21 protein-coding genes and 1 pseudogene are annotated in these 25,578 nt (G+C 70.5%); 14 read left to right on the top strand and 8 right to left on the bottom strand.

The window, feature by feature from the left end; all coding sequences use genetic code 11:
- Positions 1-84: 84 nt before the first annotated feature.
- Positions 85-1,140, bottom strand: coding sequence for a glycoside hydrolase family 5 protein (locus AQI70_RS15900; protein ID WP_062149566.1), 1,056 nt, complete (start codon positions 1,138-1,140; stop codon positions 85-87).
- Positions 1,141-1,454: 314 nt separating this feature from the next.
- Here AQI70_RS15900 and AQI70_RS15895 point away from each other — a divergent pair, with 314 nt between their 5' ends.
- From AQI70_RS15895 to AQI70_RS39165, 4 genes and pseudogenes are all read left to right on the top strand, one after another.
- Positions 1,455-2,513: a LacI family DNA-binding transcriptional regulator gene (locus AQI70_RS15895; protein WP_079051331.1), complete on the top strand. Its 1,059-nt coding sequence runs from the start codon at positions 1,455-1,457 to the stop codon at positions 2,511-2,513.
- 28 nt (positions 2,514-2,541) lie between these two features.
- Positions 2,542-2,799, top strand: a pseudogene (locus tag AQI70_RS40915) (beta-L-arabinofuranosidase domain-containing protein); the annotation flags it as partial.
- Positions 2,760-3,050 (top strand): beta-L-arabinofuranosidase domain-containing protein, encoded by a 291-nt coding sequence (locus tag AQI70_RS40780; RefSeq protein ID WP_062149563.1) that lies wholly within the window; start codon positions 2,760-2,762, stop codon positions 3,048-3,050. The pseudogene AQI70_RS40915 and the gene AQI70_RS40780, both read left to right, overlap by 40 nt.
- Positions 2,948-3,211 carry a hypothetical protein gene (locus AQI70_RS39165; protein WP_341845955.1) on the top strand — a complete coding sequence of 88 codons (264 nt, stop codon included), beginning with the start codon at positions 2,948-2,950 and terminating at the stop codon, positions 3,209-3,211. The genes AQI70_RS40780 and AQI70_RS39165 overlap by 103 nt, the downstream gene beginning before the upstream one ends.
- Here the strand turns inward: AQI70_RS39165 and AQI70_RS15885 are convergent.
- The 7 genes from AQI70_RS15885 to AQI70_RS15855 form a co-directional block, all read right to left on the bottom strand.
- Positions 3,093-4,673, bottom strand: a complete 1,581-nt coding sequence (locus AQI70_RS15885; RefSeq protein ID WP_208607370.1) for a carboxylesterase/lipase family protein — start codon at positions 4,671-4,673, stop codon at positions 3,093-3,095. The two genes, AQI70_RS39165 and AQI70_RS15885, sit on opposite strands and share 119 nt — an antisense overlap.
- A 112-nt stretch (positions 4,674-4,785) precedes the next feature.
- Positions 4,786-6,042, bottom strand: coding sequence for an alginate lyase family protein (locus AQI70_RS15880; RefSeq protein WP_062149560.1), 1,257 nt, complete (start codon positions 6,040-6,042; stop codon positions 4,786-4,788).
- Positions 6,043-6,068: 26 nt separating this feature from the next.
- On the bottom strand, positions 6,069-9,395 hold the full coding sequence (locus AQI70_RS15875; protein ID WP_062149557.1) for an alginate lyase family protein: 3,327 nt from the start codon (positions 9,393-9,395) through the stop codon (positions 6,069-6,071).
- A 29-nt stretch (positions 9,396-9,424) separates the two neighbouring features.
- Positions 9,425-11,209, bottom strand: coding sequence for an Ig domain-containing protein (locus AQI70_RS15870; RefSeq protein WP_062149554.1), 1,785 nt, complete (start codon positions 11,207-11,209; stop codon positions 9,425-9,427).
- Between the two features lie 43 nt (positions 11,210-11,252).
- Entirely contained in the window at positions 11,253-12,110 is an 858-nt protein-coding gene (locus AQI70_RS15865) for a carbohydrate ABC transporter permease (protein WP_208607380.1), read from the bottom strand.
- Between the two features lie 47 nt (positions 12,111-12,157).
- Positions 12,158-13,156, bottom strand: a complete 999-nt coding sequence (locus AQI70_RS15860) for a carbohydrate ABC transporter permease (protein ID WP_062149548.1) — start codon at positions 13,154-13,156, stop codon at positions 12,158-12,160.
- Positions 13,153-14,502 (bottom strand): extracellular solute-binding protein, encoded by a 1,350-nt coding sequence (locus AQI70_RS15855; protein ID WP_062149545.1) that lies wholly within the window; start codon positions 14,500-14,502, stop codon positions 13,153-13,155. Before AQI70_RS15855 ends, AQI70_RS15860 begins: the two co-directional genes overlap by 4 nt.
- 493 nt (positions 14,503-14,995) lie before the next feature.
- On the opposite strand from AQI70_RS15855, the gene AQI70_RS15850 reads away from it, so the two are divergent.
- From AQI70_RS15850 to AQI70_RS15805, 10 genes are all read left to right on the top strand, one after another.
- A complete protein-coding gene (locus tag AQI70_RS15850; protein ID WP_062149542.1) occupies positions 14,996-15,550 on the top strand; it encodes a glycoside hydrolase family protein in 555 nt (184 codons plus the stop codon).
- Positions 15,551-15,576: 26 nt separating this feature from the next.
- Complete coding sequence (locus AQI70_RS15845) at positions 15,577-15,777, top strand: hypothetical protein (protein ID WP_062149540.1); 201 nt, start codon at positions 15,577-15,579, stop codon at positions 15,775-15,777.
- Between the two features lie 310 nt (positions 15,778-16,087).
- Positions 16,088-17,101 carry a hydroxyacid dehydrogenase gene (locus AQI70_RS15840; RefSeq protein WP_208607369.1) on the top strand — a complete coding sequence of 338 codons (1,014 nt, stop codon included), beginning with the start codon at positions 16,088-16,090 and terminating at the stop codon, positions 17,099-17,101.
- 237 nt (positions 17,102-17,338) lie between these two features.
- A complete protein-coding gene (locus AQI70_RS15835; RefSeq protein WP_062149534.1) occupies positions 17,339-18,427 on the top strand; it encodes a LacI family DNA-binding transcriptional regulator in 1,089 nt (362 codons plus the stop codon).
- 408 nt (positions 18,428-18,835) lie between these two features.
- Positions 18,836-20,173 carry an ABC transporter substrate-binding protein gene (locus AQI70_RS15830; RefSeq protein WP_062149531.1) on the top strand — a complete coding sequence of 446 codons (1,338 nt, stop codon included), beginning with the start codon at positions 18,836-18,838 and terminating at the stop codon, positions 20,171-20,173.
- A gap of 10 nt (positions 20,174-20,183) precedes the next feature.
- Positions 20,184-21,068: a carbohydrate ABC transporter permease gene (locus AQI70_RS15825; protein WP_062149518.1), complete on the top strand. Its 885-nt coding sequence runs from the start codon at positions 20,184-20,186 to the stop codon at positions 21,066-21,068.
- Entirely contained in the window at positions 21,068-22,006 is a 939-nt protein-coding gene (locus AQI70_RS15820; RefSeq protein ID WP_062149515.1) for a carbohydrate ABC transporter permease, read from the top strand. Before AQI70_RS15825 ends, AQI70_RS15820 begins: the two co-directional genes overlap by 1 nt.
- Positions 22,007-22,103: 97 nt before the next feature.
- Positions 22,104-23,702, top strand: coding sequence for a glycoside hydrolase family 43 protein (locus AQI70_RS15815; RefSeq protein ID WP_062149512.1), 1,599 nt, complete (start codon positions 22,104-22,106; stop codon positions 23,700-23,702).
- A 163-nt stretch (positions 23,703-23,865) separates the two neighbouring features.
- Positions 23,866-24,921, top strand: coding sequence for a LacI family DNA-binding transcriptional regulator (locus tag AQI70_RS15810; protein ID WP_062149509.1), 1,056 nt, complete (start codon positions 23,866-23,868; stop codon positions 24,919-24,921).
- 170 nt (positions 24,922-25,091) lie between these two features.
- Positions 25,092-25,538: a hypothetical protein gene (locus tag AQI70_RS15805; RefSeq protein ID WP_062149505.1), complete on the top strand. Its 447-nt coding sequence runs from the start codon at positions 25,092-25,094 to the stop codon at positions 25,536-25,538.
- Positions 25,539-25,578 lie beyond the last annotated feature (40 nt).

The following is a 25,578-nucleotide window of genomic DNA, read 5'->3' as shown; positions in this document are numbered from 1 at the left end:
CGCGGCCGGTCGCGGAGCTCGTGGCACCGCGACCGGCCGCCGGACCGGACCGCCTGGGTCCGATCGCCTCAGGGGGCGTCGCCGTCAGGGCTGGACGGGCTTGCCGCGTCCCCAGGCCCAGGCGAGCCGGTCGGCGCCGGACTGGTTGATGGTGGCCAGCCACGGCCGGGCGGGGTCGCCGGTCAGGGTCTGCAACGAGTAGGTGTCGTCGGTGCGCAGGCCGGGCCAGTAGACGGAGCCCATCTTCAGCTCGCGGAAGGTGTCGGTGACGGCCTGGATGAAGTTGATGTAGTTGTTGGACGGCGCCGGGTGGTTGTAGTCGAGGCCGGTCGTCATCGGGGCGCCGAACTCGTCGGCGACGGTGCGGCTCGCGCAGTCGCCGATGCGCTCCTTGAGGTCGGCCACCCACTGGTCGTAGGTGGCGTACTCCTTCCAGAACCCGTAGTGGTGCAGCGACAGGTAGGTGCCCTTCAGGCGCGGGTCGGCGCAGACGGAGGTGACGTGGTCGTTGTAGCCGGCGCCGCTGACGAAGACCCGGTTACGGGGGACGGACGGGTAGGTGTCCAGCCACTTCGCGGCCATGTCGGCCCACTCGGTGTCGGTGTAGCCGTGCGGCTCGTTCATCGGCTCGAAGTAGACCCGGGAGTTGCCCTGGTAGGCCTTGACCACGGTGTCCCACATGGGCCAGTAGGTGGCGGTGTCGTCGATGAAGCCGTCCCGGCGCTCACCGGTGCCCTCCCAGTAGGAGACGATGACCTTGAAGCCCTTGGCCGTCGCCGCGTCGATCACGCCCCGGTACGACTTCCAGTAGGAGCCGTTCACGGTGTACGGGTTGATGGGCAGCCGGACGGTGTTGGCGCCGAGGTTGGCGCGGAAGGCCGAGATGATCCGGCTCGACTTGGCGTAGGTCTGGGCGTAGGTGTCGGAGGTCGACAGGCCGGACAGCCGCAGGGTGTCGTCGGCGAAGTTGTCCCGGGGGTCGGCCCAGTTCACGCCCTTGAACTGGGTGGTGTCGCCGCTCGGCGCGGCGGAGGCGGGACTGCCTGCGAGGGTGGTGCCGCCGATCGCGGCGATCGCGACCGCCGCCAGGGCGGTACGCAGCCGGGGGGTGAAGCGGTTTCGTGCGGGGGTCCTGCGCATCAGCTGGCCTTTCGGAGATGACGGCACCCGGCGTGATGTTTACGTGAACATGGTGGACACGAGGCCGCGCACGCGCCTTGTGCCGGGCGGGCTCGCCGGGGGATGTTTACGTAAACTTCAGGGCGTCGGAATCGTGGCATCCGCCCCCACGACCGTCAAGGCTTCCCCCGCGTACCATCCGTGACGGGACACGGGCGGTACACGGCGGTGCACGGCGGCTCGAAGGCGGGCCCCGCACGGAACGTGCGCCGGGACGAGAGGGCGGGGCGGGTGGTGGAGCGGTGGACCTGAGCGACCACGAGCAGTCGGTCTCCATGCCCGCGGGCGGGGCCCGGCGGGGCGGCTCGGGCGTACCGGGCGAGCGGCGCAAGCAGCGGGTCTCGATGGCCGATGTCGCCCGGCTCGCGGGCGTGTCGTCCCAGACGGTCTCGCGGGTCGCCAACGGCCATCCCGGCGTGATCGAGGCGACCCGGGAGCAGGTGCTCGCCGCGATGCGGGAGCTGGGCTACCGGCCCAACAGTGCCGCGCGCGCCCTGCGCTACGGCCAGTTCAACACCATCGGCGTGATCCTGTTCAGCCTGTCGTCGACGGGCAACAGCCGCACCGTGGAGGCCATCGCCACGCACGCCGCGGCGCAGGGGTACGCGATCACCCTGATCCCGATCGACGTCCCGACCCAGGACAACGTCCTCGGGGCCTTCACGCGGATGGGAGAGCTGGCCGTCGACGCCGTGATCGTGATCATGGAGATCCATCTGCTCGACGCCGGGACGGTCCAGCTGCCCCCCGGTGTGCATGTCGTGGTCGTGGACTCCGACGCCGGGGACCGCTACAGCGTGGTCGACACCGACCAGGCCGACGGGGCGCGCAAGGCCGTGCGGCATCTGCTCGACCTGGGCCATCGCACCGTATGGCATGTGACGGGCCCCGGGACGTCGTACGCCGGCCAGCGCCGGACCCAGGCGTGGCGGGCCGTCCTGGAGGAGGCGGGGCGCCCGGTGCCGCCGCCGCTGCGGGGTGACTGGTCGGCCGAGTCCGGCTATGCGGCCGGTCTCTCGCTCGCCGGGGAGCCCGACTGCACGGCCGTGTTCGTCGCCAACGACCAGATGGCCCTCGGCCTGCTGCGCGCCCTGCACGAACGTGGTCGCTCGGTCCCCGGGGACATCAGTGTCGTCGGCTTCGACGACCTCCCGGAGGCCGCCTTCTTCGTCCCGCCTCTGACCACCGTCCACCAGGACTTCGCCGAGGTGGGCCGCCGCTGCGTCCAGAACGTCCTGCGGCAGGTCCGCACCCGGGGCGGCGCCCGGCCCGGGACGGATCTCGTCCCCACCCGCCTGGTGGTCAGAGGCAGCACCGCGGCGCCGCGGAGCTGACGGCAGCGGGCCTCCCGGTCCTCGCGGGGTGTCCGGATCTTGTCCGGAGCCCGCCCGTTTTGCGGCCGGTGCCCGCATCACCGGCGGATTCTGGGCCGCCCGCCGCGCAACCAACGCCGAGGTCAGCATCCCGCAGGGCCCGGCGAAGCTGGAGGAGGCCGGGAACCTCGCCAACCTGCGGGCCGCCGCGGCCGGTTCGGGGCCCTTCGCCGGGGACTTCCCCTTCCAGGACTCCGATGTGCACAAGTGGCTGGAGGCGGCGTCCTGGCAGCTCGCCGACCGCCCACCGCCCCGGACGGTACCGCCCCCGCCACGACGGACCCGGGCTGGCTACGGCTGCGCCGCCGCTGGGCCCCCGGCGACACCCTCACCGTCGCCCTCGACCTGGCCGCCCGGCTGACCCGCCCCGACCCGCGGGTGGACGCCGTACGAGGCTGCGTGGCGATCGAGCGCGGGCCGCTGGTGCACTGCCTGGAGGGCGTGGACCACCCGGCGTCCCCTTCGGCGAGCTCACCCTTCCCGACGGCGCCCGTCTGACCGTCCGGCGCGAACCGGACCTGCTGGGCGGGGTGACCGTCGTCAGTGCCGACGGACTGCGCCGGGGAGACGCAGCCGCCGCACGGCTGACCGCGGTTCCGTACCACGCGTGGGCGAACCGTCGGCAAGGACCGATGCGGGTGTGGATTCCGCAACTCTGACGGCCGCGGCCCACAGGGCCAGCTCGGCGTCCCGCGGGCCGTACGCCGTGTGGGTCGCGCCGTCGCCGAAGACCCGCACCGGATGCGTGTCGTCCCACGCCTGCCACCCCGGGTCGCCCTCCACCGCGAACCGCAACCAGGCCCGGTGCATCTCGTCCGCCAGCTCCTGCGGGGCGCCCTCGCCGGCCAGCTTGCGGGACTCCGGCACCTCCCCGGTGTCGAAGACGAAGCCGAGCTCCAGGGCGTGGCAGGCGCCGAGGTAGGGCAGGTTGGAGGGCCAGGCGAACTCGTACACGTACGACGCCCCGGGCCGGGCGTCGGCCAGGCGGTGCAGGGGGACGCGCAGCAGGTGGTCGGTGACCATCTGGCCGACGAGCTCGGCGGTGCCCGCCTCCGGGTGCAGGGCGCGGTAGCCGCGGGGCACGTCGGCGCCGACGTGGCAGCGGGCCATGGCGCCGGCCAGGGCGACCGCGCCGAGCCGGTCGACGCGCTCCAGGAGGCCGCCGGGGACCAGCCACAGCCGGTACTCGTCGCGGGTCCAGCCCATCATCAGGTCGACGCCGGACGAGGCGTCGCCCTCGGTCAGGGCCTCCAGGGGGTCGCGGGGGACGATGTCGCCGTCGACGACGATCCCGAAGGCGGGCCCGCCCACCACGGGGCTGCTGAGCCGGCCCACGTCGGCCTGGGTGCGCAGCAGCAGCTCACGGTCGACATCGGCGAAGGCGGCGGCGGTGGCGGGGATCCTCAGCCGGGTGGCCATCCGGCGCACCATGCGCCGCACCTTGTCCCACTCGGCGGCCTCGGGCGGCCCGCTCTGCAGGATGGCCCGCCGGACCAGGCCCCGCGCCTGCGGGGCGGCGAGCAGCGCGCCGACGCTGATCGCGCCGGCGGACTGGCCGAACAGGGTGATGCGGCCGGGGTCGCCGCCGAAGGCCGCGATGGACTCGTGGACCCACTCAAGGGCGGCCAGCTGGTCGCGCAGGCCCGCGTTGGCGGGGGCGTCCGGGAAGAGGCCGTAGCCCTCGACGCCGAGCCGGTAGTTGACGGAGACGAGGACGACCCCGTCGCGGGCGAAGGGGCGGCCGTCGTACACGGGCACGCCCGAGGAGCCGCGGGTCAGGGCGCCGCCGTGCAGGAACACCATGACCGGGAGCCGGGCGCCGGGGCCGGGCTCGGGGGTCCAGACGTTGAGGTTGAGACAGTCGTCGCCGGGCACGACGGGGTCGGACAGGTACTGCGCGAAGGCCTCGGAGTACGGCGGTTTGGGCGCGGTCGGCCCGAAGGCCACGGCGTCGCGCACGCCGTCCCAGGGTTCCGGCGGCACGGGCGGCCGGAACCGGTGGGGGCCGAAGGGGGGCGCCGCGTAGGGGATGCCCCGGAACACCGCGACGCCGTGCTCGTACCGGCCCCGTACGGACCCGTACGGGGTGCTCACCACGGGGTCTGCCTGGACTGCCGTCATACGTCCACCAGCCTCCTCACCGCGCTCGTGCACCGTGAAGATCAGAGCACCTCATTGTGGCCCGATATTCCGGTGCACGAGCGGGTGTGGCGGCCATTCGGCTGACCGGCGGCTACTTGGCGTACATCAGCGTGCCGAAGCCCAGCTGGTCGAAGCCGCCGCTGGTGGAGCCGTAGTCACCGCCGCCGCCCTCGGGGGCGACCGAGAAGCAGATCTGGGAGATGTACCTGTCGTCGAGGTACAGGCGCCGGTTGTAGTGGTAGTGGAGCATGGCCCAGACGGGGCGGATCTGGCCGCGGGAGGCGGAGGAGATCACCGTCTGTGACTGCTGGGCGCAGTTCTGGCCGCTGCCCCAGGTGTAGGTGGTGAAGGGCACGTTCATGCCCAGGTTGTACTTGGCGGCGTACTGGGCGGCCTTCATGAAGCGGCGGCCGTCGTAGGAGTACAGGTCCTCGCCCTGATTCCAGGCCATCTCGCACAGGGCGCCCATCTGGCCCATGCCCATGATGGTGTGGGCCTGGTCGCGGCCTGACTCCTGCCACTGGCCGAGGTCGTAGCCCTCGACGTTCGAGTACAGGAACGGCACCGCGCGCCGGATGGCGCCGTTGCCGCCGCCGTTCTTGAAGTAGTTGACGGCCTGGTCGTACTTGGCACCGTCGTCGCACAGGATCCCGATGGCCATGATCGAGGCCATGTTGCACAGGTCCCAGTTCGCCCAGTAGTTGGTGATGCAGGCGTCGTTGTGCTCGCGCAGGAACCGGTCGTTGAGCGGGTAGAAGACGTTGAGCATCATCGTCTTGAACCGGTTGAGGTCGAACCCGGCGTACCCGCGCATGAGTTCGGCGGCGTTCGCGAACTGCCAGCCGTAGAGGCCGGCGGCCAGGTACCGGTCGGCGTTGCCCGTGATCTCGGTGAGCGTGGACGACCAGGCGTTGAGGATGCGCACGGCACAGTCGGCGTTCGCGGCGGTGCCGCCCACGTGCCAGCGCAGGGCGTTCTGGTAGGCGGCGTGGATGTCGTTGTAGAGCTGGGGGTAGTTCTGGCCGTCGCCGCCGCGGATGATCGTGGCCGTGGGGCGGGGCGTCCAGGTGGACTGGGAGTGGGAGTTGGCGGTCAGCCGCCTCCAGCCGGACAGCCAGGGGTCGTCGCCCGCGGCGACCCTGACCTTGGCCCGGTTGATGTCACCCCAGTTGTGCAGCATGCCGGGGTGGGTGAAGGTCGCGGGGGCCGCGCCGGCCGTGCTGCCCGTCAGCACGGCCGCGGACCCGCCGGCGGCGAGGGCGGCGGTGAGACCGCCGGCGGTCTTCAGCAGACCGCGGCGGCTCAACTCCGGTGTGTGGAGGTGCTTGTGGGGGGAAGTGCGGCTCATTGGTGCATCTCCATTCCGTGGAGGATCTACATGGGAGTGATGCTCACCTCGTCGAACTCGGTGGTGCAGCGGGCCAGTTGGTTGCGTGAGCAGACCACGAGGCCCACGTAGTAGGGGGCGTCACCGAAGCCGGGGATCGAGCCCTCGGCGAGGGGGGTCCAAGTGGCGCCGTCATCGGTGGACAGGGCTGCGGTGAAGGCGGTCCCGGCGCGCTTCAGCCGCAGCAGGGAGGGAAGGGCGGCCGTCCCGTTCCCGGTGAACGTCGACCGTCCGGCGACGGTCGTGCGCAGCATGAGCTGCGCGCTGGTACCCCCGGTGACGATCACCCCGGCGGCCTGGTCGAACGGCGACAGCGACTTGGCCATCAGCAGGCCCACCCGGTCGGCACTCGCGCCCGTGCGGGAGACGAGCCGGGCGGTGATCTCACAGTCTCCGGTGACGGGCCTGCGTACGAACTGCCCGGTCATTCCCTGGTTGTTGACGGTCAGGTCGACGCCCGCGCCGCGCACGGTGAAGGTTCCGTCGGCGTAGGAGGTGCTGCCCTGGGTGCGGATAGCGACCACGCCCAGCGTCCCGAAGGCACGGTCGTCGAGCACCGGGTCGCCGAGGTCGCCGTAGGTCCAGGGGGCGGGCGGGGGTGTGCCGACGGTGAGGGTGAGCGTGCCGGTGCCGTCGCCGGAGGCGTTGCCCGCGCTGGTGGTGACCGTGAACTCGCCGGTCTCGGTGGGGGTTCCGGATATCAGGCCGGTGCGCCTGTCCAGTCGGAGACCCTCGGGCAGTCCGTCGGCGGCGAACCGTACGGGCTCGTGCGAGCCGCGCAGCAGATGACGGAACGGGACGCCCTTGTTGGCGAACGCGGCGCCGTCCGAGGTGAGCTGGGGTACGCCCGGCGTCGGCATCTGCGCGGAGGCCGGCGCGGAGAGCGGTCCGCGGCCGCCGCAGTTCGTCTTCGCGACGGCGTAGTGGTACGTCGTCCCGGGGGTGCCGGTGGCGTCCGCGTACCGGAGGCGGGCGCCGAAGCCGACCGGGCCGACGCCGGTCGCGATCGTCTCGTACGGCCCGTCGGCGCTCGTGGCGCGCAGCACCTTGTAGCGGGCGGAGAGGTCCGGGTCGGTCCAGGCCAGCGCCACGGCATCGGCGCCGGCGGTCGCGGTCAGGCCGGTGGCGGTGCGGGCCGGGCGCGGCGCGGACCAGACCTCGCCCGCCGTCGCGGAGACGACGCTGACGTTGTCGAAGGCGCCGGTGCCGGTCTCGGCGTAGTCCGCGTCGACGCCGAGGCAGGAGGTGAGGACCAGGCCCGCGTACGCGGTGCGGCCCAACTCGACCTCGTCGGCGCCGACTTCGGTCCAGCGGATGCCGTCCGGGGAGATGGCGCCGGTGCAGCGGCGGCCCCTGCGCGTCACCCGGACCCAGTAGGGCGCCCGCAGCCGGTAGCCGTCGCCGGCGCCCTCCACGTACGGCGCCTGGAGCGGGGTCGCCGACTCGGGCAGCTTGCCGAGGTCGGAGATCGGGAAGGAGGCGTTGACGGTGATCGCCTGCTGCTGCGAGGGCGGCACGGGGGTGCTGCCGGTGGCGGAGATGTCGGCTCCGGCCTCGGGGCGTACGGTCCACACGCCGCTCCAGGTGTGCAGCGGCAGGCCCTGGATCAGCATCGAGGCGTGCGCGGCGTCCGCGTCGAGCGAGTCGCGCAGGGTGACGCCGATCTTGGAGTACTGCGAGCTGAGCGGGAACACGATCCGCGCGGTGATCGTGCCGTCGCCGGGCAGCGGGAGGTGGACCGAGCGGTAGGTGTCGGCGGTGCCGGAGGCTGCCAGCACGAACCGTTCGCCGTCGAAGGCGGCGGAGCCGGGGATCCTCACCTCGCCGAGGTCGCGGGTGGACCAGGGTTCGGGGAGGGCGGCGGAGGCGGCGACGAGGCTCGAATGGGCGCTGGTGCCCTGGGAGTTGGTGGCGGTGACCGTGTAGTAGTGCGTCCGTCCCCCGCGTACCTCGGTGTCCTTGAACTCCGGCTTGTCGGTGACGCCGGTCTCCTCGTACGGCCCCTCCGGCCTGGTGGCCCGGCGGACGGTGTACGACGTCGCCCACGCGGACGGCAGCCACGCCACGGTGACCGACGTGCCGTCGCCCACCGCGGTGACTCCTGTCGGAGCCGTCGGCGCGGTCGGCTCCGGGGCCTTGGTCCCAGCGAAGGTGAAGGTGCCGAAGCTGGGCAGGTCGTCGTTGCTGCCCTCGACGACGCGGCTGCCGCCGGTGCCGCGGAAGACGGCCGCCTTGGTGTACGGGGTGTCGAGGCCGCGGACGCCGGCGTAGTGGGCGTAGTACATCTCGTAGGCCGGGGGCAGATTGCCGCGGACCTTGTCGGAGACGGTCGTCTTGATGTACTTGCCGGTGCGGTCGAGGTCGGGGACGAAGGGGACGTCGCCGCCGAGGTTGTACTTGGCGACGTACTCGGCGTTGGCGAGGATCCGGTTGTCGTCGAAGGCCCACAGATCGACGCCCTGGTTCCAGGCGACCTGGGCGGCGTCGCCCATCAGGCCGACGGCGAGCTGCTCGTGGCCCTGGTCGCGGCCGGACTCCTGGCCCTGACCCGCGTCGGTGACGACGCGGCCCCGGACGCTGCCGTTGCCGGCACCCGCCGCGGCGAACCGCAGGGCGTCCTCGAAGAGCGTGGGCTCCTCGCAGAACACGGCGATGGCCAGGATGGACTGGATGGCGGTCAGGTCCCAGTTGCCGTTGGCGTAGAGCATGTAGCCGGAGATCGCCGGATACCACACGTCGAGGAAGGACCGCTCGCAGCGGGCGATGTCCTGCGCCGCCCAGCCGTCGTAGTCGCTGTGCCGGAGGAGTTCGGCCGCGTTGACGAACTTGAAGGCCTGCAGGCCGGCACCGAGCGGACCGTCGGCGCCCGTGACCATGGTCAGGGACGCCGACCACGCGTTGAGGATGTCCCGGGCCTTGTCGGCGTGCGCGCGGTTGCCGGTGACGCACCACATCAGGGCGTTCTGGTAGGCGGCGGCCGAGTCGGCGACGGCCTGGTTCTGGAAGTTGGTGGGGCCGCGGCCCCAGGAGGTGATCTGGCCGGTGTTCTGGACGGCGTACGTGGACTTCGAGCGGGCATGGGCCGCGAACGCCAGGTAGCCGTCATGGATCGGCGACTCCTGGGCGGCGACCGCCGCCTTCATACGGGCGAGGTCGGCGGCGCTGTGCAGCAGCCCAGGGTGGGTGAAGGCCCGCAGCCGGGTCTTGTCGTCCTGGGCCCACGCCGCCGTCGCGGAGGCGGACAGCAGGCCGCCGCCGGCCGCGGCCACCAGGGTGGCGGCACCGAGGAAGGACCGTCTGCTGAGTGGAAGCACGGGTGACTCCAAGGTTCTGAAGGGGCGCGTCACGCGTGCTGGACGGTGAGCGTGAGGGACTGGGTGGCGGTGCCCACGCTGTTCGTGGCCGAGACGGTGACCGTGAAGCTGCCGACGTTGTCCTCGGCGGTGCCGGAGATCAGACCGGTGGCGGTGTCGACGGCCAGGCCCTTGGGGAGCCCTTCGGCGGCGAACGACGTCGGCAGCTCGGACGCGGTGATCAGGTGGTTGAAGACCTGGTTCTTGGTGGCCGTGGCCCGCTCCGGGCTGGTGACCTCGGGCGCGCTGCTGGACGTGGCCTCGGCGGCGTTGAGGAACCGGGTGTTCAGCACATGCTCGTTGGCGTAGCCCGGCATCATGTCGGTGAACTTGTACCAGCCGGGCTTCTTCATCCCGTTGCCGATGAACCTGCCGTTGATGACCAGGTTCTGGAAGGTGACGTTCTTGATGGCGTGGTCCGCGTCGTAGCCGACGAAGGTGGAGGGGTTGGCGCGCGTCCCGGTGTAGGTCAGGTTCCGTATGTACACGCCGTCGACGCCCCGGCCGACGGAGGTGTTGTACGTCTTGTTGTACATGACCCGCATGTTGAGCAGCTGACCCCGGCGGAAGTCCTCCACCCGGATGTCCTGGACGCGGACGTTGTGGACCAGGTTGCTGTCGCCGGGGTTGAGCGCGATGCAGCCCTGGTAGTCCATCTGCGGTTCGCGGTGGTCGAGGATGTCGATGTTGCTGAAGACGAGGTTCTCGATGGTCTCCGGCTTGTCGGTGTTGCCGTGCGTGCCGACGTTGACCGGGTGCGCGACGTCCGCCCAGAGGGTGGAGTCGCGGACGACGATGTTGCGGCAGTCGCCGTAGTAGTCCCAGCGGTGGGCGTAGATCGCGATGCAGTCGTCGGAGTTGCGCATCCACACGCCCTCGATGAGGACGTCCTCGCTGCAGAAGATGTCGATGCCGTCGCCCCACTGGCCGTGGCTGTAGGAGTGCAGGTTGCGGATGCTGACCTGCTTGGACTGGCCGACGGTGCAGGCGTAGCCGCTGCTCGGGTTGAGCACCGTGATGCCGTCGATCTCGATGTTCCTGGAGTACTGCAGCAGGACACCGCTCGGCGAGTTGTACAGCACACCGCGGCCGGTCAGCCGGGCGTTCTCGACGTTCACGAACTCCACCCGGGACGTCAGCACCGCGCCGCCGGCCAGGTAGACCGTCTTGCCGCTGGGCACCTTCACCACGTTGTCGGTGGTCCTGTGCAGGCCGGGGCCGAAGTAGATGACGTCCGGGTCGTCGGGGTCGGGGGCGTTCTCCTCGATCGGGTTGGCGTGCAGCTGGAGGTTGTTGAAGAGCTCGCCGTCGATCTCGATGGAGAGGTTGCGCGGCTCGGTGAGGGTGAAGCTCACCGTGGCGCCGTCCACCGTGAACTGGGTGCCGTACGACAGCGGGCGGATCCGTGCGGAGCCTATGGTGCCCTTGGCCGAGGTGACGGCGACCTCGACGGTGCCCTTGAAGTCGAAGGTGGCGACGGAGGAGTTGAAGACCGGGCCGCTGCCCGTGTTCGCGTCGATCTGCTTCGCCCGGGCGCGGTAGACCGGCACCGTCCGCCATTCACCGCCGGGAGGACGGGCCTTGACGGAGAAGCCGGCGTTGGTCGGGACCCCGCTCGGGATGGGGTACACCACCAGCTTGTCGGCCGAAGCGGGCCTGTCGTCGGCTCTCGCGGTGCCGGCCGTGGCGCCTGTCAGGGAATACGCGGCGACGGTGGCACCCGCGGCCTGGAGGAGAGTACGCCGGGACGGTCCGGTGCTCTCGGTGTCGTTCACGGTGCGGTCCCTTCGCGAAGGGGGAGATGAGAGATACGGAAGGTCACTTGAGTCCGGAGGTGGACATCCCGGCGACGAAGCCGCGCTGGGCGACGAGGAAGATCAGCAGGATCGGGACGACGTACATCACGGAGGCCGCGGCCTGGAGTTCCGGGACGGGCGTGCCGCCTTCGTTGACGTAGGTGGTCATCACCGCGACGGCGAGCGTGGTGCGGTCGGTGGACAGCAGCAGCTGCGGGGCGATGTAGTCGCCCCAGGTCCAGGTGAAGGCGATGATGAAGCTCGCGGACAGCACGGGCCAGGACTGCGGCAGGAAGATCCGCCAGAAGATCTGGGCGTAGCCGGCGCCGTCGACGATGGCCGCCTCCTCCAGTTCGCGGGGCAGGCCGGCGAAGAACTGCCGGAAGAGGAAGACCAGATACGGCGCCGCCGACAGGCCCCACAGCACCCACGGCCAGTAGGTGTCGACCATGCCGAGCTTGGCGAAGATCAGATAGGTCGGCAGCAGGGTCACCATCTGGGGCAGCATCATCGAGGCGAGCAGGATGCCGAACAGGGTCTTCTTGCCGGGCGCGTCCAGGCGGGCGAACCCGTAGCCGACCCAGGCCGAGCTGACGGTGACGAGCGTGGCGTAGAGCAGGGCGATGATCAGGGAGTTGCGGGCGTAGCCGAGGAAGTCGATCTGGGTGAAGGCATCGGCGAAGTTGTGCCACTGGAAGACCTCGGGCAGCCAGTGCACGGGTGAGGCGGCCAGTTCGCCCTGGGTCTTCAGGCCGGAGAGGACCAGCCAGCCGAACGGGCCGAGGAACAGGCCGGTGACGGAGACGAGGACCGTGTAGAGGACGAGGCGCTTGACACGTATCCGCACGCGTACGTCGGCCGAGGGGGACCGTCGAGGCAGACCGGTGGCGGTCGGGGCCGGGGTGGCGGTGGTGGCGGTCGTGGCGGTCACTTCTTCGCCTCCGGGTCGACGTTGTAGAACACCACGCCGGACGTGAACTTGAAGATGAGTCCGGTCGCGATGAGGATCAGGACGAAGAGCACCCACAGCAGCGCGGAGGCGTAGCCGTAGCGGCCGAGCGCGAAGTACTGCGCGAAGACGTGCATCATGTACAGGTAGTTGGACTGCGGGACCGTGGTGATGCCGCTCGTGTCACCGAGCGGGGCCAGCAGCAGCGGCATGATCGTCTGCACCGAGGCGATCATTCCGGTCACCGTCTGGAAGAGCAGAACGGGTGACAGCAGCGGCACGGTGATACTGCGGAAGGTGCGCCAGGCGCTCGCCCCGTCGATGCGGGCGGCCTCGTGGAGTTCCCGGGGCACGTCCTGGAGGCCGGCCAGCGAGATGATCATGACGTTTCCGGCCGCCCAGAGCACCGTCATCAGCAGCACATAGCGGGCGTAGGGGTCGGCGAGCCAGCCGATGGCGTCGAAGCCGAAGAAGGTGATGACGCCGTTTGTGGCGCCGGAGTTCGGGTCGAAGAGCAGCTTGAAGGCGAGGCCCGCGCCCACCGGCGGCACCACGGCGGGCAGGTAGAGCAGGGTGCGGAACAGGCCGCGCGCCTTGAGGGGCCGGTTGACCAGGACGGCGAGGGCGAGTCCCGCGGCGATCGACAGCGGCACCGAGGTCACCGCGAACAGGCCCGCGCGGCCCAGGGCGTCCCAGGTGACCGGATCGTTCAGCAGCTCGCGGTAGTTGCCGAGTCCGACGTACTTCCAGTGGGGCGAGATGCCGTCGAACGTGGTGAAGCTCAGCCACAGCGCGTACACCATCGGCGTGATGGTCAGCAGCAGGAACCCGATGATCCAGGGCGAGGTGAACATGTAGAACGCCCGGTGCCTGCGCGTGGTCATGGAGATCCGCGGCCCGCCGGCGGCCGGGGCGCGGCCGGTGTCCGCGGCGGCGCCCGGCCGGTCCGCGACGGAGGAGATCTGGTCGACCGTCATCCCACTTGCTCCTTACCGCGCTTCAGCTGCTCGTTGATGGCCGAGTTGAGGCGGCCGGCGAGGGCGTCGACGGAGATCTGGCCGTTCATCGCGGCGGGGGCGATCTGGTTGAAGAGGGCGTCGAGCGCCTCCGCCCTGGTGTAAGGCGTGAAAGAGACGACCGAGAAGTGCTTCAGCTCGTTCTCCTGCACCTTCAGCACCCGCTTCTGGTACTCCTCCTCGGCCGGCATCAGCGACCGCAGCGACTTGAGCGTGGGGATGCCCCAGCCGCCGGAGGCGCGTGCCTTGGCGGGCTCCTCGCCGAAGAACCACTCGAAGACCCGCCAGGCGGCGTCCTTGTTCTTCGCCCCGCGCGGCATCCACAGGCCGGTTCCGCCCTGGCAGGCGCTGATCCGCTCGCCGCCCGCGAAGAGCGGAGCGGGCGCCAGTCGGGACACCTCCGCCAGCTTCTTGTCGGGGTAGATCATGCCGCCCATCCAGTAGCCGGAGTTCGACATGGCCATTCGCCCGGCCTGGTAGGTGGGGCCGTCCCAGCCGTTGGGGTCGGGCTGGATGAGGCTCGGCCCGACCTTGGTCTTGGCGTAGTCCATGTACCAGGTCAGGGCCTTGCGGGCCTCGGGGGTGGTGAAGTCGACCTGGGAGAAGTCGTCATTGAAGAGGCTGCCGCCGGCGGACGCCGTCATGGTCGCCAGGAGCGTGGACCGGGTCAGCCCGTTGAAACTTCCACCGAAGACGGTGGTCTGGCCGCTTCTGCGCTGCACGAGGCGCCTCGCGTTGTCGAGCCACTCCTCGTACGTGACCGGCTCGGTCTCCGGCGGGTAGTCGACACCGGCCTTGTCGAAGGCCGCGGCGTTGTACCAGAACATGGAGTCCTGGGAGAAGTCCTTGGCCATGCCGTAGCGCGGGCCCTTGCCCTGGGTACGGCCGTCGAACCGCCACAGGTCGTTCACGGGGTCCAGGTCGTCGGGCTTGAGGACGCTGCTCCGGGCGAAGTAGGGGTCCAGCTCCTCGGCCACGTCCCGCGCCGCGAAGAACGGCAGGTCCACCGCGCCGACGCCGCGCACCAGGTCGGGCGGGTTGCCGCCGGTGAGCATCGCGATCAGTTTGGTGATGTCGTACTTCACCAGCTTGATCTTGATGCCGAGGGCCTTCTTCGCCTGCTGGACCTGCTCCGGGAGGATGTCCCCGGAGTTGACCATCACCGTGACGGTCTCGCCCGATCCGCCGACCCCGGTCGACACCTGTAGCGCGCAGCCGCTCAACGCCGCGGCACCGGCCACGGCGCCGCCCGCGGAGAGGCCGAGGAAGCGACGGCGGCTCAGCGAGGCACCGGCATGTGGGCGCATCAGCGCACCACCTCCTGCTCTGTTCGTTCGCGATTTCGGTCATGGGTCGACTCGACGACCGAAGCCGATCGCTGGGCAACCGGTTGTTGGACAGTGGGGCAGAGCTTCTTCCTGTCCGGAAACCGCGTCAAGAGCCTTGGCGAACTTTCGAAAAGAATGTGTCACCTCGGCGATACCGGCCCTCGGCCCGAAGAGGCGCGACGGAGCGCGACTCCGCGGAGAAATCAGCAGCTCATGGCCCTCCGGGTGGACTGAGGCCACTCCCCTGAGCCGACTCGGCGCAGCAGCCCGGAGGGGCCCGCACATCGGGTCCCGCGCTCGCCGCGGGGGCGTGCGGCACCCGGCTTGATCATCGCCACCGAGGGGCCGATAGCAGACACTCTTGACGGTGCTGCTGGGAACCGGTTGCCATAACGTCCGCGGGCAGAAGCCGTTGCGGCACCCCGTACGTGTCCCGCCCTCGGCACCTCGCCGGCCGACCCCTGGAGTCGAATTGACCAACCCCGACGACATCGGTGTCGCCGTCAGCGCGGACGAGGGCCGCACCTGGACCTACCGCGGGATCGCGGAGGGCCTGGAGTACGCCCCTGGCCGCATGACCTACTGGGCGCCCGAGGTGATCGCCGCCGACGTCGGCACGTACCACATGTACGTCTCCTACCTCCCCGGCGTCCGGGACTCCTGGACCGGCGACGCGCAACTGCTGCACTACGTCTCGGGCGATCGGCTCCGCTGGGAGTTCCGCTCGGCGCTCGATCTGGGCAGCGACCGGGTGATCGACGCGACGGTGTACCCGCTGCCGGACGGGAGGGGCCGGCGCATGTGGTTCAAGGACGAGCGGGACCACTCCCGCATCCACACCGCCGACTCCCCCGACCTGCACACCTGGACGCGCGGCGCTCCGGCCGTCACCGACCAGCCGCAGGAGGGCCCCACCGTGTTCCGGCCGGCCGACGCCTACTGCATGATGACCGACAACTGGAACGGCCTGTCCTCTACCGCTCCACGGACCTGGACGCCTGGTCGCGCGAGCCGTACCAGCTGCTGACGGCGGCGCCCGAGGGCCACCACGCCATGACCGTCGAGCAGGGCGAGTGCGCGGCGGTGTTCTGGTACTTCACCGCGGACGGGAGCGATCCGGCCGGCCGCCGCTCGGTCGTCCGCGCCGCGCGCCTGGAGGTACGCGGCGGCCGGCTCACCTGCGACCCGGACGCCCCGGTGGCACCGCTCGCCGCCGAACTGACGCCAGGGCTGCGCGGCGGGACGGGCGGCTGAGACGGCCGCCTCGCCCCCGCCCGGGAAGCGGCGCCGGCTCGGAGACAACGCAGTAACCGATTTCGCGACCGAGCAGAATCAGGGGCCCGTGGCCGCGACGGCGCGAAGGGCGGCCTGTTGACGCCCGCCGCCTCCTGCCCCGCCGCCCCCGGTCGCAGCCCAGGCGCGACAAGCGCGTACGCGGCAGAAACGGGCGCGCGGAAAACGGTGCGGCCCTCACTCGCCCAACCGATTGACCGGCCGTTCCCGGCAGATCTACGGTAGAAGGCGCTTTCTGAAAATGTTTCCACTCCAGTCCGTCAGGAGACTCATGCCCAGCCCCCTGCCACCGAGGGCCGTGTTCGCCATGGATCCGGTGCACCTCCCCCTGCTCTTCCCTCCGCCCCTCATGGCTCGGTTGAAGAAGGCCGCCGACCTCGACCCCTCGCTGGTGGTGCGGGACTTCGCCGATCCGGCGTCCGCGGCCGCCCTGTCCGAGGCCGAGGTGCTGATCACCGGCTGGGGCTGCCCCCACCTGGACGCCGACGCCCTCGCCGTAGCGCCCGGCCTGCGTGCCGTCCTGCACGCCGCCGGGTCGGTCCGCTCGCTGGTCGGCGAGGCCCTGTGGCAGCGGGGCATCACGGTCTCCAGCGCGGTCACCGGCAACGCGCTGCCGGTCGCGGAGTACACGCTGGCCATGATCCTGCTCGCCGGGAAGGACGCCTTCACCCACCGGGAGCGCTTCCGCACCACGCACGCCTATCCGACCCACGCCGAGACCGCCGCGACCGGCAACGTCGGCCGCCGGATCGGCGTCATCGGCGCCTCCCGGGTGGGCAGACGGCTGCTGGAGCTGCTGCGGCCGTTCGACTTCACCGTGCTGCTGCACGACCCGTACGTCAGCCCCGCCGAGGCCGCCGAACTCGGCGCCGAGCTCCTGCCGTTGGAGGACCTCCTCCGGCACAGCGACATCGTCAGCCTGCACGCCCCCGACATCCCGGAGACGTACCGCATGCTCGACGGCGCCCGGCTCGCCCTCATGCGGGACGGGGGCGTGCTCATCAACACCTCGCGGGGTGCGCTGGTCGATCCCGAGGCGCTGACCGACGAGCTGGTGTCCGGGCGGCTGCACGCAGTCCTCGATGTGACCGAGCCGGAGCCGCTGCCGGCCGGGTCGCCGCTGTATCACCTGCCCAATGTGTTTCTCACGCCGCATATCGCCGGGTCGCTCGGCAACGAGCTGGAGCGGCTCGGCCGCATCGTCGTGGAGGAGCTGGAACGCCTGGTCGCGGGCCTGCCGCCGGCCCATGAGGTGCGGCACGCCGACCTGGTCCGGGTGGCGTGAACCGGCGGGGAGGGGGCGCGGCCGGTGTGCCGGATGTCCGGCTCGGTCGCCTTGGGACAGTGCGAGTGGGTGGGCACTTGCCCGGCGTTGTGCGAGGACAGTGGGCCCGGAGGGGCATGGGATACGGTTTCCGTATCAGTGGGGGCGTGTTTTCCGGCCGGGTGGCCAGGCACTGGTCCTTGGGTCAGGTGCCCGGTCGTCCGGTGAGGCAGACGCGACGGTGAAGGAGCCACAAGGGTGAGTCAGCGCAAGGCGTCCGGCGATGCCGGCCGGGCCACCATCCGGGACGTGGCGGAACGCGCGGGCGTCTCCGTCGCCAGCGTGTCGCGGGTGCTGTCCGGCAACTACCCGGTGTCGGAGGACCTGCGCCGCAAGGTGATGAAGGTCGTCCGGGACCTGGACTACGTCACCAACGCCCACGCCCGCTCCCTGGCCGGTGGCGGTACGCCGACGGTCGCCATCCTGATCAACAACATCACCGGCGCCGCGTTCGCCCACGTGGCGAAGGGCGTGGAGAGTGCCGCCACGCTGCGCGGCTGGCTGTCGCTGGTGGGGACCACCGGTGACGATCCCGAGCGGGAACTCGCCCTGGTCAACCTCATGCGGCAGCAGGGTGTCGCCGCTGTGGTGCTGCTGGGCGGGGCCTACGACTACGACGAGTACCAGCTGCGCATGGCCCGCTTCGCCCGTTCCCTCGACGCGGCCGGCTCCCATCTGGTGCTCGTGGGCAGGCCGCCGCTGGAGGGGGACGTACCGGCCACGACGGTCGACTACGACAACGAGGGCGGCGCCTACGCCATGGCCAGCCATCTGCTGTCCGCCGGGCACCGGAAGGTGCTCGTGCTGCCGGGGCATGCCGAACTCACCACCGCGCAAGGGCGGTTGAAGGGGGCCCGGCGGGCCTTCGAGGCGTACGGGGTGCCGTTCGATCCGGGCATGGTGCGGCACGGGCCGTACGACTACGAGCACGGGTACGAGGCCGTCGAGGAGGCCCTGGAACAGGGGCTGGACTTCACCGCCGTGCTCGCCGGGACGGACGTGGTCGCCGCCGGTGCCATGCAGGCGTTGCGCGCGGCGGGTCTGCGGGTGCCGGAGGACGTGTCGATCGTCGGTTACGACGACATCCCGCTCGCCTCCCAGCTCACCCCCCAACTCACCACCGTGCACGTGCCGTACGAGGAGATGGGCCGGGTCGCGCTGCGCGCGGTGGCCGACCGGCGCGAGGGCAACGGGGGCCGCCGCAAGGGCAGCGACGGCGAGCATCTGGTGCTGGGCACCCATGTCGTCGTACGCAACTCCGTGCAGCCGCCCGGCCGGCGGGGCTGAGCCGCGTTAAGGCGCGCCACGTCTCTTTGGATCGCGTGGAGCGAGGCGTTACGTAATCGGTTTCTCCCTGTTTTCAGTCCGTCCGGGGGCAGTCGAGGAGGCGCCGCGGCTGCCGGCCCATCTGCCCCGCATGCCCTTATGACCTGCGGTTATGTTGCGCACGCCGGGTGTCTTCGACGTGCGTGCGCAGGCAACCCCTCGGACAACCCGCCGTAACAAATTTCCGCGCACCTCTTGCTATGAGCCGAGCCGTCGGCCTACCTTCCCTGCAACCGCTTACTACAGCTTCCGCTTGGCCGACCCCCCGCAACCGCGAGCCGACGGTTTCCGGCCGCCGTTCCTGGCCGGCAACACCGTGCCGCCGTCCTCTCGTTCTGAGAACGCCTATTTTCGAAGGATCAGGGTCAGATGAACTTCACCAGCCCCCGGAGAAGGTTCGCCTCCGCCGCCGTCGCGGGAATCGCGCTCACCGGTCTGCTCGCGGCCTGCGGTGGGTCCGGCTCCTCGGACTCCGAGTCCAAGGCCTCCGGCCCCGTCACCCTCGACTTCTGGGGCTGGGCCAACGGCCAGGAGGCCGTCGTCAAGGCGTTCAACTCCTCGCACAAGGACGTCCAGCTCAAGTACACGAAGGTCACCGACCAGCTGACCATGCAGAAGCAGCTGACCAACGCCGTCAAGGCGGGCAACGCGCCCTGCCTGCTGCAGAACACCGGTGAGTACGTGACGAGCTGGGTCTCGCAGGGCGCGCTCGCCGACATCACGCAGTACGTCGAGTCCAGCAAGGACGAGTTCAACCCGGGCTCGTGGGCCGTCGGCCAGGTCCAGGGCAAGGTCTACGGCGTCCCGACCGCCTCGGCACCCGCCTTCACCATCTACCGCACCGACATCTTCGAGAAGTACGGCCTTCAGCCGCCCAAGACCTGGGACGACTTCATCGCCGCGGGCAAGGAGCTGAAGAAGCACGGCATCAAGGTCACCAACTACGCCGGTGAGGACCCCAGCACGCTGGAGGTGCTGGCCATGCAGGCCGGGGCCGACTGGTACAGCATCGACGGCGACTCCTGGAAGGTGAACTTCCAGGACGAGGGCACGCTGAAGGCCGCGAAGGTGATCCAGGAGATCATCGACAACGACCTGAACGCCAAGCTCTCCTTCGCCGACTACGCGGCCGTGCAGCGCAGCTTCGACACCGGCGCCACCGCGACCCGGCAGATCTCCACCTGGCAGATGTCCGGCATGGTGCAGAACTTCACCAAGTCCTTCGGCAAGTGGGCGCTCACCCCGTGGCCGACCTTCAAGGGCGAGGCGGCCCGGACGCCGGCCGCCACCAACCAGAGCGGCAATCTGACGCTGGTCAGCGAGCAGTGCGAGTACAAGGAGCAGGCCGCCGAGGCGGCGCTGTGGATGTCCACCGACACCGGTGCGGTCAAGACCATGGCGAGCCCGGAGACCGGCAGCGGTGTGATGCCGGCGCTGGCCGACAGCGAGTCGTACGTCTCCGAGGCGATCTCCGAGAAGCTGCTCGGCAAGAACTACGAGCCGGCCAAGAAGATCGTCACGGACAGCCTGGGCACCGTCCGGACCGGCTGGACCTTCGGCCCGAACTGGACCGCGATGTTCACCGAGATGCAGGACGAGTGGGCCAAGGTCGTCAGCAAGAAGCAGAAGGTCACCGGTCTCCTGGCGCACATGCAGGAGTGGACGGTCAACGACCTGAAGCAGCGCGGCATCAGCGTCAAGGGCTGAGGCAGACTCGATGATTCGCTCCCAGCGCTGGAAAGGTGCCGCCTTCACGGTGCCTTTCCAGCTCGGCTTCGCCTTCCTGTACCTGCTCCCCATCGGCTACGCGGTCTACCAGTCGCTGTTCCTGCAGAAGCAGTCCGGGCTCGGGCTCGGCGGTGCGACCACGGAGTTCGTGGGCCTGGAGAACTACCAGCACGGGCTCACCGACTCGGCGTTCATGACCTCCATCCTGCGGGTGGTGGTGTTCGCCTGTGTCCAGATCCCGTTCATGCTGCTCGTCAGCCTGGTCCTGGCGCTGTTCCTGGACGCGGTGAGCGCCAGGGTGGCCGGCCGGTTCCGGATCGTGCTGCTGGTGCCGTACATGATCCCCGGGGTGGTCGCGGCCATCGTGTGGATCAACCTGTACAGCCCCGCGGTGGGCCCGCTGACCCCGCTCGGCGACCTGTTCGGCTTCGACTGGAACTTCTTCGCGCCGTCCATGGTGTGGCCGGCCATCGGCAACCTGCTGACCTGGCACGGCATCGGCTACAACATGGTGATCATCTACGCGGCGCTCCAGGGCGTGCCCCGTGAGCTGTTCGAGGCCGCGCGGCTGGACGGTGCCTCGGAGCTGCGGATCGCGCTGAGCATCAAGATCCCGTTCGTGCGCGGGGCGCTCGTCCTGACCGCGCTGCTGTCGATCATCCAGATGCTGCAGATCTTCAACGAGCCCGCGCTCTTCCGGAACGTGACCCCGGAGACGGTCAGCGACAGCTTCACCCCGATCATGATCATCTACAACCAGGCGTTCAACGCCGCCAACTACCACTACGCCGCGGCCCTTTCGGTGCTGCTCGCCCTGATCCTCGGTGTGGCGTCCTTCGTCTTCTACCGGCTGACCTCAAGGGAGGCGGACTGATGGCGCTCACGGAAAACCGTAAGGAGAACAACGCGCAAACGGCCGCCGTGCCGCCTTGCCGGCGCACCGTGCGACGGCTCACCCGCCCGGATCCGGCCTCGCGTTCCAGGGGCGGCCAGCGCTTCATGCTGCTCGGTCTGGCCCTGGCCGGCGTCTACAGCCTCTTCCCCGTGTACTGGCTGATGATCGCCGCGACCAAGGACCGCGTGGGGCTGTACCAGAGCAACGGGCTGTGGTTCTCCGGCTGGCACCTGTGGGACAACCTCCAGCAGGTGTTCACCTACGACGGCGGCATCTTCCTGCGCTGGACCGCCAACTCGTTCCTGTACGCCGGTGTCGGCTCCCTGGGCGGCACCCTCATCGCCCTCGCCACGGGCTACGGCCTCGCCCGCTTCGACTTCCCCGGACGGGGCGCGGTGTTCGCGTGCGTGGTGGGCTCCTTCCTCATCCCCATCGCGCTGCTCACCCTGCCGCTGTATCTGCTGTTCTCGGCGATCGGGCTGGTCGACACCCCGTGGGCGATGCTGATCCCCTGCCTGATCAACCCGTTCAGCGTGTATCTGGCCAAGGTCTACACCGAGGCGACCATCCCGTTCGAGCTGCTGGAGGCGGCCAGGATCGACGGCGCCGGTGAGCTGCGCATCTTCTTCAGCATCGTGCTGCGGATGATGACCACGGGCGGCGCGACGGTCTTCCTGCTGGCCTTCGTCAACACCTGGAACGCCTTCTTCCTCCCCCTCACGGTGCTGCGCGGCGAGGAGAACTGGACCCTCAACCTGGGCCTGTACAACTGGATCGGCAAGCGCCAGGAATCCGGCATCGACGTGACCAGCCTCGTGCTGACCGGCGCGCTGCTGTCGATCATCCCGATGGCGATCATGATGGTCGCGATGCGCCGCTACTGGCGGACCGGCGTGACGCTGGGAGCCCTGAAGTGAGCGGCGCCGCCCGGACCGCGCATCCGACTCCCTGGGAGCCGCGGGTGACCCCGACTCCCCGCGGCCCCCAGGTGACCCACGCCCCCGGAGTCCTCCCGTGACCCTGCTGCGCAATCCCGTCATCCGCGGTTTCGCCCCGGATCCCTCCCTGGTCCGGGCCGGCGACTGGTACTACGTGGCCACGAGCTCCTTCGAGTGGTTCCCGACGATCCCGATCCACCGTTCCCGGGACCTGGCCCACTGGGAGTATGCCGGGCATGTCCGGGGCGCGGTCCCCGGCGACTCACTGGCCGGCGTCCCCGACTCGGGCGGCGTCTGGGCGCCGTCGCTGAGCTGGGACGGTGAGCGGTTCTGGGTGGTCTACTCGGTGGTGCGCTCGGTGGGGACGCCGTACTTCGACGTGGACACGTACGTCAGTACGGCCACGGAGGCCGGCGGCAAGTGGACGGCGCCGCGCCGCCTGCCGAGCCACGGCTTCGATCCCGCGCTCTTCCACGACGAAGGGCGGCTGTGGCTGCTCAACCTCCAGAACGACCACCGGCCGGGCGGGCGGCGGTTCGCCGGGATCGTGCTGACCGAGCTGGACCGGGAGACGCTGGGCCCGGTCGGTGACACGCATCTGCTGCTGCAGCACGAACGGCTCATCGAGGGGCCGAAGTTGCTGCGCCGCGACGGCTGGTACCACCTGATCCTCGCGGAGGGCGGCACGGGTGTCGAGCACGGCGTGCGCACCGCGCGCAGCCGCGCCCTCACCGGCCCGTACGAACTCGACGACCGTCCGCTGCTGACGTCCCGGGACGACCCGTCGCTGCCGTTGCAGAAGGCCGGTCACGGTGAGCTGGTCAGGACACCGGACGGCGACTGGGTGATGAGCCATCTGACGGCCCGCCCGCTGCCCACGCCGGACGGCCCGCGCTGCACGCTCGGCCGGGAGACGGCGATCCAGGCGCTGACCTGGGACAAGGCGGGCTGGCCCAGGCTGCGGCAAGGCGACTGGCACCCGGCGGTGGAGGTCGAGGTACCGACGCGTCCCGCCGAGCCGGAGCCCGAAGTCCCCGACCCGGGCGACCGGTTGGGCTGGCCGTGGAGCACCCTGCGCGGCTACGCCGACCCGTCCTGGGCCGACACCGCCGCCCGCCCCGGCTGGATCCGGCTGCGCGGTCGGCACGGTCCCGAGTCGCGGTGGGCGCACAGTCTCCTGGCCCGGCGGATCACCGAGCACCGCGCGGAGGCCGAGGTCACCGTGGAGGCACGGCCGCGCACGTTCACGCAGGCGGCGGGGCTGGTGCTCTGGTACAACACGGAGGCGTATCTGGCGCTGGACCTGACCTGGGCGGAGCCCGACGGGGAGGAGCAGCGCGGGCAGCAGTGGCGCGGGGGTGGCCGTACGGTGCTCGGCCTCGTGGAGCGTGAGGAGTTCGCCACCCGGCAGGTGGCCGTGGTCGACGTCGACGACGTCCACCGGGACGGGCCACTGACGCTCGGTGTGACGGTGGACGGCCCCGAGGCGCGGTTCTGGTACGTCCTGGGCGGGGTCCGCACACCGGTCGGGCCGCCGCTGGACTTCACCAAGCTCTCCGACGACTACGGCTCCAAGTTGCGCTTCACCGGGTCGATGGCGGGCGTCCATGCCGTGGATCTGGTGGACGCCGCGTTCACGGCCGACTTCACCGGATTCCGGCTCACCTGCTGGTAGCCCCGGGCATGTTCGAGGTTTCGAAAGCCGCGGTCCGTGCGGACCTGCGAACTCCGGCCTCTTCCGGACTCATTGCGGCGAACCTAGGGTAGGAAGCGCTTACCGTTTCCGCGCTGGTCGAAACTTTTCATGGCCCTCGGGCGGGCCGGAGAGGTGGTTCCCGATGGTCCGTACGGGCAGTGTGAGCGTTGCGGCCGGCCCGACCCTGGCGGTCGTGGCCCGCGAGGCCGGGGTGTCCGTGCCGACCGCATCCAAGGTGGTCAACGGCCGGGAGGACGTCGCCCCCGAGACCCGCCGCCGGGTCACCGAGGCGCTGGACCGGCTCGGCTATGTCCGCAGACCCCGCTTCGACGCGGCGAAGACGCCGGGCCTGGTCGACCTCGTCGTGCACTCGCTGGACAGCTCCTGGTCGGGCGCGGTGCTGCACGGGGTGGAGGCGGCGGCGCACGACGCGGGGCTGGAGGTCGTGGTCTCCGCGGGCCTCACCCGCACCCGGGGCGGCCGCCCGGAGCGCGGCTGGCTGGACAAGCTCATCGCGCGCGGCTCGTCCGGGGTGCTGTTCAACCTGGCCGAGCTGACGGCGTCGCAGTACGCGTGGCTGGAGCAGCACCGCATCCCGTTCGTGATGATCGACCCGGTCCTTGAGCCGCCGCCGGGCGTGGTGTCAGTGGGCGCGGCGAACTGGCACGGCGGCGTCATCGCGACCGAGCACCTCCTGTCGCTCGGCCACGAACGCATCGCCGTCATCGCCGGTCACCAGCGCAAGATGTGCAGCACCGCACGGGTGGCCGGCTATCGCTCCGCGCTCGCCTCGGCCGGGGTGCGGCACCGTCCCGAGTACGTCCGTCACGCGGGCTTCGACGAGAGTGTCGCCCGCTGCCGGATGCTGGACCTCCTCGACCTGCCCGAGCCGCCGACGGCCGTCTTCGTCTGCTCGGACCGGATGGCCCTGGGGGTCTACGAGGCGCTGGCGGAACGGGGTCTGAGCGTGCCGGACGACATGAGCGTCGTGGGCTTCGACGACCTGCCGGAGGCCCGCTGGCTCTCCCCGGCCCTCACTACGGTCCGCCAGCCGCTGTCGGAGATGGCGGCGACGGCGCTGCGTCTGCTGGTGCGGATGATGGACGGGGACCGGCCGGAGAGCACCCGGACGGAGCTGTCGACGCGGTTGGTGGAACGGTCGAGCACGGCCGGGCCGTGCGACACGTCGTCCGGCTGAGCAGGTGAGCGTCGTCGCGCGGACGGCACCGCACACGCATCGGCCTCCAGGCAGCGTTCGACGTCCTGTGGACGGATGCCGCGGGGCCCCGCCGCACACCGTCGAGGAGGTCCCCCGAGCCGCCCTGCCGTCCACCCGTCCCTGTCGGTCCTGAATGCGAGGATCACCGCATGGTGATGTGCGACTACTTCTCGGCCTCCGACGACGACACAGCGCTGCGCGTTCTCGACGAGCCTGGTGGTCCGGACCCGGCGGGATGGGATGTCGTGCCGCTCAAGGGCATCGATCCGGTCGTGGTGATGGCTCGGCTGGAGGCGGTCCTGACCGGCTGCACCCATGAGGAGGCGGCCGAACGTCCCCGCTCCGGACAGCTGCTCTCCTCCCCCGAGGCGGAGAGCGCCTTCGTCGTCAGTGTCTCCGACACCCTGACCGAGGCACTGGCCTCGGCGACCCCGGCCGTGCTGGCCGAGGCGGCCGGGCCGTGGGCCGAGACCGATGAGCTGCGGCAGTACGGGACCACCGCCGAAGCCGCGACCGAGATGTTGGGCCTCCTTTCGGGCCTGGCCCGCCGCGCGCGCTCGACGGGATGCCGCCTGTATTGCTGGTGGGCCCTTTGACGACAGGCCCCGACGTCGGCTTGATCCGCCGGACAGGCTC

The organism is Streptomyces curacoi (assembly GCF_001513975.1).
Lineage (GTDB): Bacteria > Actinomycetota > Actinomycetes > Streptomycetales > Streptomycetaceae > Streptomyces > Streptomyces curacoi.
Note: the sequence above shows the minus strand (reverse complement) of the source record. Positions and strands in the feature narration are given on the sequence as shown.

Excerpts from the sequence above, each read along its gene's own strand:
- AQI70_RS15885 (WP_208607370.1), bottom strand. The coding sequence starts at position 4,673 with ATGACGGCAGTCCAGGCAGACCCCGTGGTGAGCACCCCGTACGGGTCC.
- AQI70_RS15860 (WP_062149548.1), bottom strand. The coding sequence starts at position 13,156 with ATGACGGTCGACCAGATCTCCTCCGTCGCGGACCGGCCGGGCGCCGCC.
- AQI70_RS15810 (WP_062149509.1), top strand. The coding sequence starts at position 23,866 with ATGGTCCGTACGGGCAGTGTGAGCGTTGCGGCCGGCCCGACCCTGGCG.
- AQI70_RS15830 (WP_062149531.1), top strand. The coding sequence starts at position 18,836 with ATGAACTTCACCAGCCCCCGGAGAAGGTTCGCCTCCGCCGCCGTCGCG.
- AQI70_RS15840 (WP_208607369.1), top strand. The coding sequence starts at position 16,088 with ATGCCCAGCCCCCTGCCACCGAGGGCCGTGTTCGCCATGGATCCGGTG.
- AQI70_RS15880 (WP_062149560.1), bottom strand. The coding sequence starts at position 6,042 with ATGAGCCGCACTTCCCCCCACAAGCACCTCCACACACCGGAGTTGAGC.
- AQI70_RS15825 (WP_062149518.1), top strand. The coding sequence starts at position 20,184 with ATGATTCGCTCCCAGCGCTGGAAAGGTGCCGCCTTCACGGTGCCTTTC.
- AQI70_RS15805 (WP_062149505.1), top strand. The coding sequence starts at position 25,092 with ATGGTGATGTGCGACTACTTCTCGGCCTCCGACGACGACACAGCGCTG.
- AQI70_RS15820 (WP_062149515.1), top strand. The coding sequence starts at position 21,068 with ATGGCGCTCACGGAAAACCGTAAGGAGAACAACGCGCAAACGGCCGCC.
- AQI70_RS15855 (WP_062149545.1), bottom strand. The coding sequence starts at position 14,502 with ATGCGCCCACATGCCGGTGCCTCGCTGAGCCGCCGTCGCTTCCTCGGC.
- AQI70_RS15845 (WP_062149540.1), top strand. The coding sequence starts at position 15,577 with ATGACCGTCGAGCAGGGCGAGTGCGCGGCGGTGTTCTGGTACTTCACC.
- AQI70_RS15900 (WP_062149566.1), bottom strand. The coding sequence starts at position 1,140 with ATGCGCAGGACCCCCGCACGAAACCGCTTCACCCCCCGGCTGCGTACC.
- AQI70_RS15895 (WP_079051331.1), top strand. The coding sequence starts at position 1,455 with ATGCCCGCGGGCGGGGCCCGGCGGGGCGGCTCGGGCGTACCGGGCGAG.